The sequence below is a fragment of the Amycolatopsis sp. NPDC006125 genome, assembly GCF_040614195.1.
GTDB classification, from domain to species: domain Bacteria; phylum Actinomycetota; class Actinomycetes; order Mycobacteriales; family Pseudonocardiaceae; genus Amycolatopsis_E; species Amycolatopsis_E tucumanensis.
Genome location: NZ_JBEXTZ010000007.1, coordinates 92,910 through 107,249, shown reverse-complemented (window position 1 = coordinate 107,249; position 14,340 = coordinate 92,910). Strand labels below are relative to the sequence as shown.

The following is a 14,340-nucleotide window of genomic DNA, read 5'->3' as shown; positions in this document are numbered from 1 at the left end:
CCGGCAACTGGCCGGACTGACAAAGTTCTTTGCGGAATCCGCAAAAGCGGGAGCACAGTGGGGGCATGAGCGACGAGTTCGACGCCGTGCTCGGCGCCGTCGGGCCGCGGCTGCGTGAGCTGCGCCGGCGCCGCGGCACCACCCTGACCGCCCTGTCGCAGGCCACCGGCATCCCGGTCAGCACGCTGTCCCGCCTGGAATCCGGGCAGCGCACCCCCGGCCTGAAACTGCTGCTGCCCCTGGCCAAGGCCTACCAGGTGCCGCTCGACGACCTGGTCGGCGCGCCGGCCACCGGCGACCCGCGCGTCTACCCGCGGCCCAGGACCCACCACGGCATGACCGTCATCCCGCTCACCCGCAAACCCGGCGGACTGCAGGCCGTCAAGCACATCCTGCCCGCCGGGCGGTCCGACCTCGAGCCCGATCCCCGCTCGCACGAGGGCTACCACTGGCTCTACGTCCTCAACGGACGGCTCCGCCTCGTGCTCGGCGAGCAGGACCTGGTCCTGTCCGCCGGCGAGGTCGCCGAGTTCGACACCCACCTGCCGCACTGGTTCGGCAACGCCGACGGCCACCCGGCCGAGTTCCTGAGCATCCTCGGACCGCAGGGCGAGCGCTTCCACATCCGGGCCCGCTACCGGCCTTCTTGACCCTCCGGCGGGTTGCGCCGCACCCGGCGGCTGCGCCACGCGCTCGCCAGCCGGGAGTGCGGCTGCCACTCCAGCCCGTTGGGCAGGTTCCACCCGAACTTCACCGCCGCCAGCCGGAACAGCAGCGCGCCCACGACCCCGGCCACGACACCCACCAGCGGGGCGCCCAGGTAGTGGCAGACGACCATGGTGGCCGCGACGGCCGCCGCGACCGTGCCGTACAGCGCGTTGCCGCCGAACACCGCCGGCACGCGCCGGAGCATGATGTCCCGCAGCGCGCCGCCGCCGACCGCGGTCGTCGTGCCCAGCAGGATCGCCGGCAGCCAGCCCAGCCCGGCGGCCAGCGTCTTCTGCGCCCCGGTGACCGCCCAGAACCCGATCACCGCCGCGTCCAGCGCCGTGAACAGCTTGTCCCACGCGTTCTCGCTGATCGAGATCACGAACGACAGCAGCGCCCCGGCCAGCGCGGTCGGCAGGTAGGCGTAGTCGGTCAGCGCCACCGGGGTGCCGTGCTGCAGCAGCGTGTCCCGGATGACGCCGCCGCCCAGCCCGGACACGCTGCCAACCACGAGGAACCCGAACAGGTCCAGCCGCTCGCTGCGGGCGATCGCGCCGCCGAGGATCGCGCAGGCGAACACGCCCGCCAGATCCAGGTAGCGCGTCACCTGGTTGATCGCTTCGACCGCCGTTCCAGCCACACCGGCACCCTAGTCCGCAGTGGACGGACGATCAGGACACGGCGAGGCACTCCGCACAGCGCGGCACCTGCTCACCGCCGGGCACGTGCTCGATCGCCGTCCAGATGCGGCGCCGCTCACCGCACCGCGCGATCCGGTACCCCAGGTAGGGCTGCTCGTCGGCGAACAGGTGCGCCCGCCGCTCGTCGGCGAACGGAGCCGGCACGTCCGGCACGAACCACGGCAGCGCCTCGAACAGGCTGAGCTGGTCCTTCGCCTTCACCGCCGGTCGTACTCCGCGCGCGCCCGGTCCACCTCGGGCATGTGCTCCTCGGCCCACTCCTTGAGGTGGCGCATGATGCCGAGCAGCGACCGGCCCAGCGGCGTGAGCTCGTAGTCGACCCGCACCGGGACCGACGGGGTCACCGTGCGGCTCACCAGCCCGTCCCGCTCGAGGTGGCGCAGCGTCTGGGTCAGCATCTTCTGGCTCACCCCGGCGATCCGCGCGGACAGCTCGGAGTACCGCATCCGGCCGGTCAGCCCGAGCGCGACGATCACCAGGCTCGCCCACTTGTCGCCGATCGTGTCCAGCAGCCGCCGGCTGGGGCAGTCCGCGGCGAACGCGTCGAACCGCGCGGGCCGCTCGGTGACCTCCATGGCGCACCTCCGGGTGCCTACCCGACTTCGAAGTGCCTACTTCCCAACGGAGAGTAGGTCCCCGATGGTGGTGCTGTCCACACCAGGGAAGGAACACCATGACTCTCGCACTCGTGTCCCGGCCCGGCGCCACCGCGCCGGTCGCCGAAGAGGTCACGCTGCCCGCGCTCGCGCCCGGCGAGCTGCGGGTCCGGGTCACCGCCGCCTCGGTCGACCCCGTCGACGTCCTCCTCGCCGCCGGGCCTGCCCGCGCGATCTTCGGGCTGACCGGCACGGTCGGGCTCGGCATGTCGCTGACCGGCGTGGTCACCGAGACCGCTGACACCGCCTTCGCGGCAGGAGACCCGATCGCCGCGCTGCATCCGGACTTCACCGCGCCGGTCCGCGCGCACGCCGCGGAGACCGTCCTGCCCGCGTCTGCCGCCGCTCGGCTGCCCGACGGCCTCGATCCGGTGACCGCAGCCTCCCTGCCGGTCAACGCCCTGACGGCCGCGGAGCTGGTGGACAGCCTGGGGCCCGCCGGTGGGCGGAGCCTGCTGGTGACCGGCGCCGCCGGGGGTGTCGGCGGGTACGCCGTCGCGCTGGCCGCCCACGCCGGCTGGACCGTGACCGGCCTCGCCCGCGAATCCGACCGGGCCTTCGTGCTTCGGGCCGGGGCGCGCGAGCTGGTCACGCAGGTGCCGGGCCCGTCGTTCGACGCCGTGGTCGACGCCGCCGTGCTGCACCAGGCGGCGTTGCCCGCCCTGCGCGACGGCGGGGCGTTCGCCGGCGTGCCCTCGGCGTCTCCGGCGAGCCCCGAACGGGACATCTCGATATCGATCTCGAGCGTCCAGCCCGACGGCGCCCGGCTCGCTCGCTTGCTCGGACTGGCCGCGTCCGGGGTCCTGGAGTTGCGGGTCGCCGGCCGCGTGCCGCTGACCGACGCCGCCGTCGCCTACGACAAGGTGGCCGGCGGCGGCCAGCGCGGCCGATGGCTGCTCGTGCCGTGACGGGTCAGGCCAAGTCCCACTTCGCGCCGAACGCCAACAGCTCGTCGCGGTGCTCCAGCCGCGCGACCCACTCCGGCGGCCAGGCTCCGGCGCCGTGGCAGGCGCCCGCGAACGCACCGGCCAGCGCGGCTATCGAGTCCGAGTCGCCGGAGGTGCAGGCGGCGCGGCGCAGCGCGAGCACCGGGTCGCCGGGGAACAGCAGGAAGCACAGTAGTCCCGTGGCCAGCGCTTCCTCGGCGACCCAGCCCTCGCCGGTGGCCAGACACGGGTCGGTGTCCCGGTCGCCGTCGCGCACCGCCGCGTCCAGCCGGTCCAGGGCGGCCAGGCACTCGTCCCAGCCACGGGCGATGAACTGCTCCGGCGAGGAGTCCCCGGCGCGCGACCACAGGTCGCCCAGCCACCGCTCGTGGTAGGTCTCGCGGTGCTGGACGGCGTAGTCGCGCAACTCCCCGGGCAGGCCGGCCGGTTCGGCGCCCTCGGCCAGCAGGCGCACAGCGTGCGCGGTGAGATCGGCGGCGGCGAGCCCGGTCGGGTGGCCGTGCGTGAGGCCCGCCTGCAACTGGGCGGCGCCCGCGCGCTGCTCGCTGTCGATCCCGGGCAGCAGGCCCAGTGGCGTGACCCGCATGTTCGCGCCGCAGCCCTTCGAGGTGATCTGACTGGCTTCCGGCCACGGCTCGCCGGCCTCCAGCAGGCGGCAGGCCCGCAGGCAGGTGGCGCCGGGGGCGCGGTTGTTGTCGGGCGAGCGCAGCCAGGTGACGAACTCCGCCCGCAACGGCGGCTCGAACCGCTCTGGCTCCAGTTCGCCCTGGATGGCCGCGCGGGCGACGGCCAGCGCCATCTGGGTGTCGTCGGTGATCAGCGCGACGGGGCCGGGCAGGTCCATCTCCCGCCAGGGCCCGTGCGCGGCGAGGATCGCCGGCACGCCCTGGAACTCGGTCGGCGCGCCGAGCGCGTCGCCCAGTGCGAGGCCCAGCAGCGAGCCGGTGGCCGGTTGTCTGGTCATGAACGTCGTCCTTCCGTCGGTCGGAGCAGCGGCGGGTGCAGCGTGGCGGCGCCACCGGCCCGGTAGAGCGCGGCGGGCTTGCCGCGCCCGCCGGTGAGCCGGGCGCCGTCGACCGGCGTGACGAACCCCGGGGTGGCGAGCACCTTGCGCCGGAAGTTCGCCGGGTCGAGACCGGTCCCCCACACCGCCTCGTAGACCCGGCGAAGCTCGCCGAGGGTGAACTCGGGCTCGCAGAACTCCGTCGCCAGGCCCGTCCGTTCGAGTTCCCCGCCGATCCGGTCGTGGGCGTCGGCCAGGATGCGGTCGTGGTCGAAGGCGAGCGGCCCCTGCTCACCGAACGGCACCCAGGCGGCCCGTGCCGCGTCACCGCCGCCGGCCGGCTCCGGCGCGCCCGGCATGAGCGCCGCGAAGGCCACCGAGACGACCCGCATCCGCGGATCCCGGTCCGGCTCGCTGTAGGTGCGCAACTGTTCCAGGTGCAGCCCCGCGACCTCGGCGAACCCGGTCTCCTCGGCCAGCTCCCGCCGGGCCGCGGCCTCCGCGGACTCGTCCGGCCGCAGGAACCCGCCCGGCAGCGCCCACCACCCCGCGAACGGCTCCGCACCCCGCTCCACGAGCAGGATCCAGAGCCGCCCCGCGCGCACGGTGAACACCGCGAGGTCGACCGTCACCGCGAAGGGCTCGTACGCGTGCTTGTCGTACATCCACCCCCCTTATTGGTCTCAGTGACTATAAACCATCCGGGCGCCGGGGTGTGAGGCCGAGCGCGGTGATGGCACCGAGGCCGGCGGCAGCGGCGATGAACCACCAGGCGCCCGCGAAGCCCGTCGTCGTTCCGGGGTCTGGGGTGTCGAGTGTGCCGAGGACCGCGACCAGGACCGCCACGCCCAGGACGTACCCCAGCTGGCGGCCGGTGTTGACCACCGCGCTGCCGGTCGCGGCCTGCGCGGGCGGCAGACTCGCCGTCGCGGCGGCCATCAGGCTCGGCAGTGCCAGGCCGATGCCGACGCCGGTCACGATCCATCCGGGCAGGACGTCCGTGGCGAATCGCGCCTGCGCCGAAGCGTTCCAGGCCAGCATCACCGCGCCCAGGCAGAACACCAGGTTTCCCACGGCCACCAGCAGGCCGACCGGCATCCGGCGCGCCAGCCGCTGGCCGACCATCGCGAAGATCGGGACCATCAGCGGCCCCGGCAGGATCGCGACACCGGTGGCGATCGCGCTGTAGCCGGCGACGTTCTCCAGCCACAGCACGACGCTGGGGAACAATGCCCCGAACGCCGTGCAGAACACCACGGCCGTGACGTTCGCCCACACGAAGGCCGGCACCCGGAACAGGCTCGGCTCCACGACCGGCGCCGGGTGCCGCAGCACCCGCACCACCAGCAGCGCGATACCGGCCACCGCGACGCCGAACGCAACCAGCGCCGCCACGCTGACCCAGCCCCACTCGCCGCCCTTCACCAGACCGAGCGCGAGTGCCCCGATCGCGACCGCGAGCACCACGGCGCCGAGCACGTCGGGCAGCCGGGTGACCGACTCGTCCCGGGACTCCGGCACCAGGTGCACCGCCGCGGCGAACGCCACCACACCGACCGGCACGTTGATCAGGAACACCCAGTTCCACGACAGCTCGACCAGCGCCCCGCCGACGACCGGGCCGAGCGCGGCGGCGAACGAGCTGGTGGTGGCCCACACCTTCACCGCACCCGCGCGCCGCTCGGGCGGCAGGGCGGTCAGCAGCAGGCCCAGACTGGCCGGGGTCAGCGCGGCGGCGCCGGCGGCCTGCAGCACCCGGAACGCGACCAGCCACCACAGCCCGGGCGCCATCGCGCAGCCCACGCTGGCGAGGGTGAACACGGTCAGCCCGACGAGGAAACCCGCCTTGCGGCCGTGCCGGTCCGCCAGCCGCCCGGCCGGGATCAGCAGCGCCGCGTAGACGATCGTGTAGGCGTTGAGCACCCAGCTCAGGTCCGCCAGCGAGGAGCCGGCGAAGCTCGCGCCGATGTCGGTGAACGCGACGTTGACCACGAAGACGTCCAGCATCGCCATGAACGCCGCCAGGCACAGCACGACCACGATCGCGGTGTCCCGCTGCCGCGTCCCGGTCACCAGTGTTGCTTCTGACATGAAGATCTCCGCTTCCCCAGGCTGACTACATCTTTGTGTAGCCAGCGGCTGACTATACATGGGTGTAGTCAGCGAGGGGTAGCATCGGTGCCATGCCCGCCGTGATGGAAGGTCCGCTCGCGGATCTCAGCTCGTGGAAGACCGACCACTGCTCGCTGGTCAAGGCCCTGGAGATCGTCGGCACGAAGTCGGCGCTGCTCATCCTGCGGGAGGCCTTCTACGGCACCACGCGGTTCACCGCCTTCGCCGAGCGGATCGGCATCACCGAGACGGCTGCGGCCCGGCAGCTGCGGCACCTCACCGAGGCCGGCCTGCTCGACAAGCAGCCCTACCGCGACGCGGGCGGCCGCACCCGCGACGAGTACGTGCTCACCGAGATGGGCCGCGACCTGCTGCCGGTGGTGATCGGCCTGATGCAGTGGGCGGACAAGCACCTGCAGGACGGCGGGCCGCCGCTGCTGTACGTCGAGCACGAAACCGGAGCCCCGGTGAAGGCCGGCCTCCACACCGACAACGGGCAGCCGGTCGAACTGGAGGAACTGGGGGTCCGCCTCAACCCGGCGTGGCGCCGGCCGCGCTCGGACAGCTGATCAACCACGCTGCCCGGTTGAGACCGCCGGCTGGCGGTGCCGGTAACGACGTGGGCAGCCTGGCCCGCCGTTTCGGCCAGTGTGGGCCGCCACGGTCAGGTCATGGGCGGTGCCGCTGCCGGCGGCTCCCGCGGAGCGGTGCCGGGACTGGTAAGCAGCGGGGCGTAGCGCCGCTAACCGGAAGCAGCCGGGGCGGTCTCGGCAAGCAGGGTGCGCAACCGGGCAGGTAAATCCCCTCGGGGTCGGCCAGTGCGCCAGCCGCCACGATCAGGTCATGGGCCGGAGCCGTCGGCGGCTCCTGCAGACCAGCGTCGGGACAGGTACGGCGCGGGGCCCGGCGCCGCTAACCGGAGGCAGCCGGGGCGGTCTCGGCCAGCAGGGTGCGCAACCGGGCAGGCAGGTCCACCCCGGGGTCGGCCAGTGCGGTCAGCACGCCCTCCCGCAGGGTGGACAGCCGCGCCGCGGTGGCATCGGCTGTGCGGATCGCCGTCGTGGCGGTGGTGCGTGCTTCGGTGGCTGCTGTTTCGGCTCGGGCGGCCGCCGTGGCCAGCTCGGCGGCGCGTTCGCGGGCGGCGCTCAGCGCTTCCTCGTGCTGTTCGCGCAGCGCGGCGATCCGCTCGTCGTGCTCGGCCTGCCAGCGCTCGCGGTCCTCGCGGTGCTTCGCGCGCTCCTCGGACAGCGTCCGGTCGTGGCGGGCGCGCAGCTGTTCGAGGTCCTCGTGGTGCTGCGTCGCCAGGTCGCGCAGATCGGTTTCGAGTTGCCGTGCCCGGACGTGGGCCGCTTCGGCTTCGCTGGCCCGGGCGGCCGCCGCGGCGGTGAGTTCCTCGATGCGCGCCGCCGCGGTCTCGGCAGCCTGGCGGTGCTCGGTTTCGAGCTGGTCCAGCCGCTCCCGCAGCTGGCGGATCTCGCCCTCGGCGGTCAGCCGGTCGGCGATCGCACGCTGGGCCTGACCCCGGTCGGCCGCGGCGCGCTCCTCGGCTTCCGCCGCCCGCTTGCCGGCGGCTCCGGCCCGGTCGGCTGCTTCCGCGGCCGCCGCCTCGGCCTCGACGGCGCGCTGCTCGGCGGCGTCCGCCCTGGCCTCGGCGTCGGCGCGCGCGGCTTCGGCTTCCGTGACCCGCTCCCGCGCCTCGGCGATCTCGGCGTCGAGCCGCCCGTCCAGCGCGGCGAGGGTCTGCTGCAACGGCGTGATCTCCGCCAGCGCCCGGCTCACGTCCCGGCCGACGGCGGCCACGTCCAGCCCCGGCATCGCCGGCCCGTAGGCGGCGTACGCGATCTGGTCGGCCTCGTCCAGCCGCGCGCACGTCACCTCCCGGCCGCGCTCGTCCACCGCCCACACCGTCGTGCAGTACTCCCCCGGCCGCCCACCCCGCGGCCCCGGCTGCTTCCGCGGGTGCCGGCGGCAGTACCGGCACAGCGCCGGATCGGACACGGTCTCCCGGCTTCCCGTGGCGTCCCTGCGAGGCGGTGGTGGGGGTGTTTCCTGCATAACCGCAGGTTATCAGTTTGCGTTTGATAACTCTAACCTGGGGTTGCGATAACTAAACTACAATTGAAGCAGAACCGCGATAATCACGGTTATCGCGGAGGCAAGGCAGACAGAGGAAGGGGCGCGGAAAAGCCGCGATCGTCACTGTGACGAAACGACCCCGGCTCAGGAGTAGGCCGAAGACCGCGGCTCCGAAGCCTCCGACCGGTGGTCTGATACCTCGCGAGCATCAGGAGAACCTGAGGCAGAATCCAGGACGTGACCGGCGACGACACCATCGAACTGGCGCCGTTCGCGCCGCGGCCGCTGCCCGCCCGCGCGCCGGCTCCCGACGTGCTGCGGGCCTGGCTCGACGAGGCGGTCGCCGAACTGCCCGCGCTGCCCGGGAAGCTGACGGACCGGCACGGGCCGCGGGCGATCACTCACGCCTGGCTGCTGGCGATGAAGAGCCACCAGACCCGCCGTTCCTACTGGCGCGGTCTCGGGTTGTGGCTGTCCTACTGCGACTGGCACCGCGTCGACCCGCTGGCCGCCCGCCTCGCCGACGTGCGGGACTGGATCGCCCTGCTCGACCCCGGCAGCCCGGTCACCCACAACGCCCGCCTGGCCGCCGTCAGCTCGTGGTACACCGAGCTGATCGACAACCGCGTCCACGACGACAACCCGGCGCGGCTGGTCCCCCGCCACAAGCGCGACCAGGAGTCCCAGACCCGAGCCCTCACCTACGAGGAACTCCTCGCCCTCCTCGGCCACGCCCGGGACCGCGCCTCGCAGCTCGGCACCGAAGCCGCGCTGCGCAACCTCGCCATCCTGGAGATCATGGCCACGACCGCGGTGCGGTCCGGCGCGATCCTGCACGCCCGCTGCGGCCCGGACGGCGACCTCGGCGTCGACCACGGACACCGGATCCTGCGCTACGTCAACAAGGGCGGGCACCGCAAGACCGCCGACATCCTCGGCCGTGCCGACGCCGCCCTCGGCGACTACCTGGCCGCCCGCGCCGCGCGCGAAGGCAAGCCGGTCGCCGAGCTGTCCGGCTGGCTGTTCGCCACCCGCACCGGCACGCCCCTGACCTCCCGCGACCTCGGCAACCTCCTGCGGGAGACCGCACGGGGCGCCGGTCTGGACCAACCTGACGACGTCGTCCCGCACTCGCTGCGGCACACCGTCCTGACCCTCGGCTACGAGAAGGGCGTCTCGGTCGAGGACCTGGCCGACCTCGCCGGCCACGAGAGCGTTGCCACCACCCTGATCTACGTGCGCCGCAGCCGGCGCCGCCAGACCACGCAGATGCTCGCCGACCTCACCGGTGGAACCACGACTGAGACATCGGAACCCGCCGAACAGCGCCACCTCCGGCTGGTGCGCGACGCGTGACTTGACACCGTGCCCGTGGCGTGACTGACTACCCCCCGTGCACAACTCAGTTCTGAGCGGGTTCTCCTACCTCGAATGCCCGCGCTGGCACGAGGACCGCATCTGGTTCGCCGACTTCTACACCCACCTCGTGCAGTCCAGCCTCGAGGACGGCAGCGATCTGCGGGTGGAGGCCGAGGTGCCCGGTCAGCCCTCCGGGCTCGGCTGGCTGCCCGACGGCCGGCTGCTGGTCGTCTCGATGCGCGACGCCCGCCTGCTGCGCCGCGAGCCCGACGGCACCCTGGTCACCCACGCCGACCTGTCGGCCCACGTGACCGGGCACCCCAACGACATGGTCGTCGACGCCCAGGGGCGCGCCTACGTCGGCAACTTCGGGTTCGACCTGATGAACGGCGCCCCGGTGGCGCCGGCGAACCTGCTGCGCGTCGACCCGGACGGCAGCGTCACCGTCGTCGCCGAGGACCTGTGGTTCCCCAACGGCAGCGTCATCACCGACGACGGCGTGCTGCTGGTCGACGAGACCTTCGGCAACCGGGTGACCGCCTTCGACATCGCCGCCGACGGGTCGCTGACCAACCGCCGCGTGTGGGCCGAGTTCGGCGAGCCGCTCACCGAGCGCGAGTTCGAGAAAGCGCTTCCCCAGCTCGCCGTCGCGCCGGACGGCTGCTGCCTCGACGCCGAAGGCGCCCTGTGGGTGGCCGACGGCATCGGTGGCAGGCTGCTGCGCGTCCGCGAGGGCGGCGAGATCGCCGACGAGATCCGGCCGGGCACCGGGGTGTTCGCCTGCATGCTGGGCGGCGCCGACGGCCGCACGCTGTTCGCGTGCGCGGCACCGGACTTCAACGAGCACGCCCGCAAGGACGCGCGGGAAGCGAGCCTGCTCGCCTTCCGCGTCGAGGTCCCGCACGCCGGGCGCCCCTGAGGGCGTCGTGGTCCGGCGTCCGCACGGGGATCGCGGGCGCCGGACCGATCCTCCGTGGCCGCGCGGCCGGCCCCGGTCAAAGACCAGGGCGTGTTTCGGAAGTGGCCAGTGTGGCGGCGCTCCGCCGCTGATGGAACCTAACCCCAGACGGCCGTGACCTCCGCGGCCACCCGCACGGCCTGGTCGTACCCGGCGCGCGCGGCCGCGTCGCGGACCGACGGGTCCAGCAGGTTCGGCCCGATCGCCTCGGCCGCCGGCGCGTCCGGGGCGAGCACCAGCACCGCCGCGCCGTCCCGCCGCAGCGCCGCCACCTGCTCGTCCAGGTCGGTGTTGCCGGGCACCTCGGTCACCCGCAGCACCAGCACCCGGTCGCAGCCGGCGGCGAGGTCGGCGTTCTCCATCGACCGCACCCCGCCGTCGATGTAGCGGCGGCCGCCGATCGTGACCGGCGGCCAGGTGCCCGGCACCGCGCAGCTGGCCGCGACCGCGTCCACCAGCGACACCCCGGACTCCGCGGTGAACACCCGGTCGTCGCCGGTCGTCGCGTCCACCGCCACGATGTGCAGGGCCGCCGCGGGCCAGTCGTGGACCGGCAGCCGCGCCTCGATCACCTTCAGCCGGTCGGCCTCCGGCACGGTCCGCGCCGCCAGGGCCAGGTCACCGATCCGCCGCCGCGCGTCCTTCGCGTCGGTCGCGCCGCTCACCGCCGCGCCGAACATCTCCGCGATCGTCTCGGCGTCGACGTCGGCCGGGATCTCCGGCGACTGCAGCGCCGGATCCACCTGCCGCCGGAACAGCTCGGCCAGCGCGGTGCCGCTGGTGATCTGCGCCGCCACCGTCGATCCGGCGGAGGTGCCGACGAACCGGTCCGCGCCGAGAACGTCCACTCCGGACTCCGACAAACCGTGCAACAGGCCGGTTTGCCACGCGATTCCGGCCACACCGCCACCACCGAGCACGAGCGCACGCGTCATGCGCCGATCCTAGGCCCCCGCGTGGCTCCGGCGAGAGCGCCGTTGACGAGGAGCAGCCAGGTCCCGCACACGCAGCGGCGGTAGTCGACGCGCCCTGCCGACACCGGGTGGCTCGACCCGGCGCGGAGCAGTTCGGACAGCGGCCACTGGCAGCGGGGGCAACGTTCGTCGGTCATGACCCCAGCGTGCTGTAATGGGTCAGTGCACTTCAACCCTTACGGCGGACCGGCCGCGCAGGTCGCGGCCGGCCTGGTCAACATGCCGGACGCCGCCGCGCCCGAGCTGCTGCGGATGATGCGCGAGGCGGGCATGTCGCTGACCCGGCTCACCGAAGCCGAAGCGGCCCAGGCGCGGGCGTGGGGCCGCCGGATCCGCGCGGTGTTCGCCGAACCCGATGCCGACCGGCGGATCGACCTGGTCAACGAGCTGCTGGCGGAAACCGCGTGCCGTCCGTTCGTCTCCCGCCACGACGGCTTGCCCGCGCACCTGCACTACGCCGGCGAGGACGACACCCTGACCCGCCGGATCCGGGCCTTCACCGCGGGCGGGCTGGCCCACCTGCTGTGCGAGGACCCTGGGCGGATCGGCGCCTGCGCCCGCGAGGGCTGCGACTTCGTCTTCGTCGACACCTCCCGCAACGGCCGCCGCCGGTTCTGCTCCACCCGCTGCGCGACCCGCGTCCACGTCGCCGAACACCGGGCCCGAGCCATGTAGGTGCCGCCCGTCACACCGCGCCATGTCACGAACGGGCCGGCACCTCCCATCTCGTGGTTGTCAACAGCCGACGAGGAGGCGACAACGATGACCACCCACAAGGTTCTGGTGCTGGGCGCGGGGTACGCGGGCACGGCCGCGGCGATCCAGCTCGCGGCACGCACGAAAGGCCGCGACGACGTCGAGGTGACCCTGGTGAACGCGCACGAGATGTTCACCGAGCGGCTGCGGCTGCACCTGACCGCCACCGGGCAGCAGGTCGCCGAGCTGAGCATCCCCGAACTCCTGGACGGCACGGGCGCGCGATTCGTGCGCGGCTGGGTCACCGCGCTCGACCCGGACACCAGGACCGTGCGCGTCGACGACGACCGGGTGCTGCGCTACGACACGCTGGTGTACGCCCTCGGCGGCGTGGCCGACAGCGTCACCGTGCCGGGCGTCGAGGAGCACGCGCACACCCTGAACAGCCCGGAGGACGCCGAAGTGCTGGCCGGCCGGCTGGCGCGCCTGGAGCAGGGCACGGTCGTGGTCGCAGGCAACGGGCTCACCGGCGTCGAATCGGCCGCCGAGATCGCCGAGCAGCACCCGCGGCTGCGGGTCGTCCTGCTGGGACGGGGCGAGCCGGGCGCGACGATGAACCACAAGGCCCGGGCCCACCTCCACGCCGCGCTCGAGCGGCTGGGCGTCGAGGTGCGCACCGGCGTGGAGGTGACCAAGGTGCTCCCGGACGCCGTCGAACTGGCCGGCGGCGAAACGATTCCCGCCGGCGCCGTCCTGTGGACCAGCGGCACCCGCGCCGCGCCGCTCGCGGCCGCCGCCGGGCTGGCCGTCGACGATCGTGGCCGCGTGATCACCGACGCGACCCTGCGCTCGGTGTCGCACCCGGACGTGCACGCGGTCGGCGACGCGGCCGCGATCAGCCAGGGCTACGGCGTCCTGCACGGCACCTGCCAGAGCGGGATGCCGACCGGCGTGCACGCCGCGGTGTCGATCCTGCGCGCCCTGGCGGGCGAGGAACCGAAACCGTTCCGCTTCGGCTACTACCACACCCCGGTCAGCCTGGGCCGCCACGACACGGTGGTGCAGTTCACCCACCCCGACGACAGCCCGCGGCGGATCTGCCTCACCGGCAGGCTCGCGGCCCGGTACAAAGAAGCCGTGACCGCCTCGCCCTGGCCGACGTACCTGCGCATGAAGAAGATGCCCGCTTCGGGCGCGTTCTGGCCCCGCGGCGGCCGCTTCACCCGGGGCGCCCGGTGACCGAGGCGTTCCACCAGCACCGCAACCTGCTGTTCGCGGTGGCCTACCGGGTCCTCGGCAGCGCCGCCGACGCCGAGGACGTCGTGCAGGACGCGTGGATCAAGTGGTCCGCCGCGGACCGCTCCCAGGTCGCCGACCCGAAGGCCTACCTGGCGCGGATCGTGTCCAACCTGGCGCTGGAACGGCTGCGGTCGGCGCGGCACCAGCGGGAGACCTACGTCGGGCCGTGGCTGCCGGAGCCGATCCTCACCACCGCCGACAGCGCGGACGCGGTCACCGGCGCGGATTCGGTGTCCACGGCGATGCTGGTGGTGCTGGAGACGCTGAGCCCGCTGGAACGCGCGGTGTTCGTCCTCAAGGACGTGTTCGGGTTCAGCCACGCCGAGATCGCCGAGGCGGTGGACCGGTCGGAAGCCGCGGTGCGGCAGGCCGCGCACCGGGCACGCGAGCACGTGCGAGCCCGCCGCCCGCGGTTCCCGGCCGACCGCGCGAAGCAGCGCGCGGTCACCGAGCGGTTCCTCGCCGCCGCGACCGGCGGTGACGTCAACACCCTGATGGAACTGCTGTCCCCGGACGTCACACTGTGGACCGACGGCGGCGGCAAGGTCCGCCAGGCCCTGCGCCCGGTGACCGGCGCGGAGACGGTGGCGGGCTGGTTCGCCGCCATCGGCACCGTCACCTACCAGGGTGTCCCGCCCGCGGACGTGGTCACGGAACTGACCGAGATCAACGGCGGCCCCGGGCTCGTCTTCCGCGGCCCGGACCGCGTGCTGGCCACGGTCACCTTCGACTTCGACGCCGAAGGCCGCATCACCACACTGCACAACGTGGCCAACCCGGACAAACTCGGCGCGGTCGCGACCGGCACGGTGCACGGTCTCGGGCCGTCCGGGACGGTCGCCTAAAGTGCT

General features: G+C 73.6%; 17 protein-coding genes. 8 read left to right on the top strand and 9 right to left on the bottom strand.

What is annotated here, in order from left to right:
• Positions 1–65: 65 nt before the first annotated feature.
• A complete protein-coding gene (locus ABZ193_RS06090) occupies positions 66–650 on the top strand; it encodes a helix-turn-helix domain-containing protein (RefSeq protein ID WP_237334883.1) in 585 nt (194 codons plus the stop codon).
• Here the strand turns inward: ABZ193_RS06090 and ABZ193_RS06085 are convergent.
• Genes ABZ193_RS06085 through ABZ193_RS06075 form a run of 3 tightly spaced genes read right to left on the bottom strand, consistent with a single transcriptional unit; the run spans position 635 to position 1,984 of the window.
• Positions 635–1,348, bottom strand: coding sequence for a TRIC cation channel family protein (locus ABZ193_RS06085; protein WP_020417904.1), 714 nt, complete (start codon positions 1,346–1,348; stop codon positions 635–637). The genes ABZ193_RS06090 and ABZ193_RS06085 overlap by 16 nt on opposite strands.
• A gap of 31 nt (positions 1,349–1,379) precedes the next feature.
• On the bottom strand, positions 1,380–1,610 hold the full coding sequence (locus tag ABZ193_RS06080) for a hypothetical protein (protein WP_237334882.1): 231 nt from the start codon (positions 1,608–1,610) through the stop codon (positions 1,380–1,382).
• Positions 1,607–1,984: a helix-turn-helix domain-containing protein gene (locus ABZ193_RS06075; protein ID WP_237334881.1), complete on the bottom strand. Its 378-nt coding sequence runs from the start codon at positions 1,982–1,984 to the stop codon at positions 1,607–1,609. The genes ABZ193_RS06080 and ABZ193_RS06075 overlap by 4 nt, the downstream gene beginning before the upstream one ends.
• A gap of 98 nt (positions 1,985–2,082) precedes the next feature.
• On the opposite strand from ABZ193_RS06075, the gene ABZ193_RS06070 reads away from it, so the two are divergent.
• Positions 2,083–2,973, top strand: coding sequence for a zinc-binding dehydrogenase (locus ABZ193_RS06070; RefSeq protein ID WP_237334880.1), 891 nt, complete (start codon positions 2,083–2,085; stop codon positions 2,971–2,973).
• A gap of 4 nt (positions 2,974–2,977) precedes the next feature.
• Here ABZ193_RS06070 and ABZ193_RS06065 read toward each other — a convergent pair whose 3' ends face one another.
• The 3 genes from ABZ193_RS06065 to ABZ193_RS06055 are packed head-to-tail and all read right to left on the bottom strand — an operon-like array spanning position 2,978 to position 6,106.
• Positions 2,978–3,976, bottom strand: coding sequence for an ADP-ribosylglycohydrolase family protein (locus ABZ193_RS06065; protein WP_354709106.1), 999 nt, complete (start codon positions 3,974–3,976; stop codon positions 2,978–2,980).
• Positions 3,973–4,680: an NUDIX domain-containing protein gene (locus ABZ193_RS06060; protein ID WP_354709105.1), complete on the bottom strand. Its 708-nt coding sequence runs from the start codon at positions 4,678–4,680 to the stop codon at positions 3,973–3,975. The genes ABZ193_RS06065 and ABZ193_RS06060 overlap by 4 nt, the downstream gene beginning before the upstream one ends.
• Positions 4,681–4,705: 25 nt before the next feature.
• Positions 4,706–6,106, bottom strand: coding sequence for a DHA2 family efflux MFS transporter permease subunit (locus ABZ193_RS06055; protein WP_354709104.1), 1,401 nt, complete (start codon positions 6,104–6,106; stop codon positions 4,706–4,708).
• Between the two features lie 92 nt (positions 6,107–6,198).
• Here ABZ193_RS06055 and ABZ193_RS06050 point away from each other — a divergent pair, with 92 nt between their 5' ends.
• Positions 6,199–6,696 (top strand): helix-turn-helix domain-containing protein, encoded by a 498-nt coding sequence (locus tag ABZ193_RS06050; protein WP_354709103.1) that lies wholly within the window; start codon positions 6,199–6,201, stop codon positions 6,694–6,696.
• A 343-nt stretch (positions 6,697–7,039) separates the two neighbouring features.
• Here the strand turns inward: ABZ193_RS06050 and ABZ193_RS06045 are convergent, their stop codons facing one another.
• The gene (locus ABZ193_RS06045) at positions 7,040–8,182 is read right to left on the bottom strand and encodes a hypothetical protein (RefSeq protein WP_354709102.1); all 1,143 of its coding nucleotides are present in this window, start codon (positions 8,180–8,182) and stop codon (positions 7,040–7,042) included.
• A gap of 258 nt (positions 8,183–8,440) precedes the next feature.
• Between ABZ193_RS06045 and ABZ193_RS06040 the strand changes: the two genes are divergently transcribed.
• Positions 8,441–9,559 (top strand): tyrosine-type recombinase/integrase, encoded by a 1,119-nt coding sequence (locus ABZ193_RS06040; protein WP_237334874.1) that lies wholly within the window; start codon positions 8,441–8,443, stop codon positions 9,557–9,559.
• A 37-nt stretch (positions 9,560–9,596) separates the two neighbouring features.
• Positions 9,597–10,481: an SMP-30/gluconolactonase/LRE family protein gene (locus tag ABZ193_RS06035; protein WP_237334873.1), complete on the top strand. Its 885-nt coding sequence runs from the start codon at positions 9,597–9,599 to the stop codon at positions 10,479–10,481.
• Positions 10,482–10,618: 137 nt separating this feature from the next.
• Here the strand turns inward: ABZ193_RS06035 and ABZ193_RS06030 are convergent, their stop codons facing one another.
• Positions 10,619–11,455, bottom strand: coding sequence for a patatin-like phospholipase family protein (locus ABZ193_RS06030; RefSeq protein WP_354709101.1), 837 nt, complete (start codon positions 11,453–11,455; stop codon positions 10,619–10,621).
• Positions 11,452–11,631 (bottom strand): hypothetical protein, encoded by a 180-nt coding sequence (locus tag ABZ193_RS06025; RefSeq protein WP_084506088.1) that lies wholly within the window; start codon positions 11,629–11,631, stop codon positions 11,452–11,454. The genes ABZ193_RS06030 and ABZ193_RS06025 overlap by 4 nt, the downstream gene beginning before the upstream one ends.
• 25 nt (positions 11,632–11,656) lie before the next feature.
• Here ABZ193_RS06025 and ABZ193_RS06020 point away from each other — a divergent pair, with 25 nt between their 5' ends.
• From ABZ193_RS06020 to ABZ193_RS06010, 3 genes are all read left to right on the top strand, one after another.
• Positions 11,657–12,169: a CGNR zinc finger domain-containing protein gene (locus ABZ193_RS06020; RefSeq protein WP_020417914.1), complete on the top strand. Its 513-nt coding sequence runs from the start codon at positions 11,657–11,659 to the stop codon at positions 12,167–12,169.
• A gap of 87 nt (positions 12,170–12,256) precedes the next feature.
• The gene (locus ABZ193_RS06015; RefSeq protein WP_354709100.1) at positions 12,257–13,429 is read left to right on the top strand and encodes an FAD-dependent oxidoreductase; all 1,173 of its coding nucleotides are present in this window, start codon (positions 12,257–12,259) and stop codon (positions 13,427–13,429) included.
• Positions 13,426–14,334 (top strand): RNA polymerase sigma-70 factor, encoded by a 909-nt coding sequence (locus tag ABZ193_RS06010; protein ID WP_354709099.1) that lies wholly within the window; start codon positions 13,426–13,428, stop codon positions 14,332–14,334. The genes ABZ193_RS06015 and ABZ193_RS06010 overlap by 4 nt, the downstream gene beginning before the upstream one ends.
• Positions 14,335–14,340 lie beyond the last annotated feature (6 nt).

Bases quoted from the DNA above. Each gene is read 5' to 3' on its own strand.
- ABZ193_RS06055 (WP_354709104.1), bottom strand. From the start codon at position 6,106: ATGTCAGAAGCAACACTGGTGACCGGGACGCGGCAGCGGGACACCGCG.
- ABZ193_RS06050 (WP_354709103.1), top strand. From the start codon at position 6,199: ATGCCCGCCGTGATGGAAGGTCCGCTCGCGGATCTCAGCTCGTGGAAG.
- ABZ193_RS06090 (WP_237334883.1), top strand. From the start codon at position 66: ATGAGCGACGAGTTCGACGCCGTGCTCGGCGCCGTCGGGCCGCGGCTG.
- ABZ193_RS06045 (WP_354709102.1), bottom strand. From the start codon at position 8,182: ATGCAGGAAACACCCCCACCACCGCCTCGCAGGGACGCCACGGGAAGC.
- ABZ193_RS06065 (WP_354709106.1), bottom strand. From the start codon at position 3,976: ATGACCAGACAACCGGCCACCGGCTCGCTGCTGGGCCTCGCACTGGGC.
- ABZ193_RS06025 (WP_084506088.1), bottom strand. From the start codon at position 11,631: ATGACCGACGAACGTTGCCCCCGCTGCCAGTGGCCGCTGTCCGAACTG.
- ABZ193_RS06015 (WP_354709100.1), top strand. From the start codon at position 12,257: ATGACCACCCACAAGGTTCTGGTGCTGGGCGCGGGGTACGCGGGCACG.
- ABZ193_RS06030 (WP_354709101.1), bottom strand. From the start codon at position 11,455: ATGACGCGTGCGCTCGTGCTCGGTGGTGGCGGTGTGGCCGGAATCGCG.
- ABZ193_RS06075 (WP_237334881.1), bottom strand. From the start codon at position 1,984: ATGGAGGTCACCGAGCGGCCCGCGCGGTTCGACGCGTTCGCCGCGGAC.
- ABZ193_RS06060 (WP_354709105.1), bottom strand. From the start codon at position 4,680: ATGTACGACAAGCACGCGTACGAGCCCTTCGCGGTGACGGTCGACCTC.
- ABZ193_RS06070 (WP_237334880.1), top strand. From the start codon at position 2,083: ATGACTCTCGCACTCGTGTCCCGGCCCGGCGCCACCGCGCCGGTCGCC.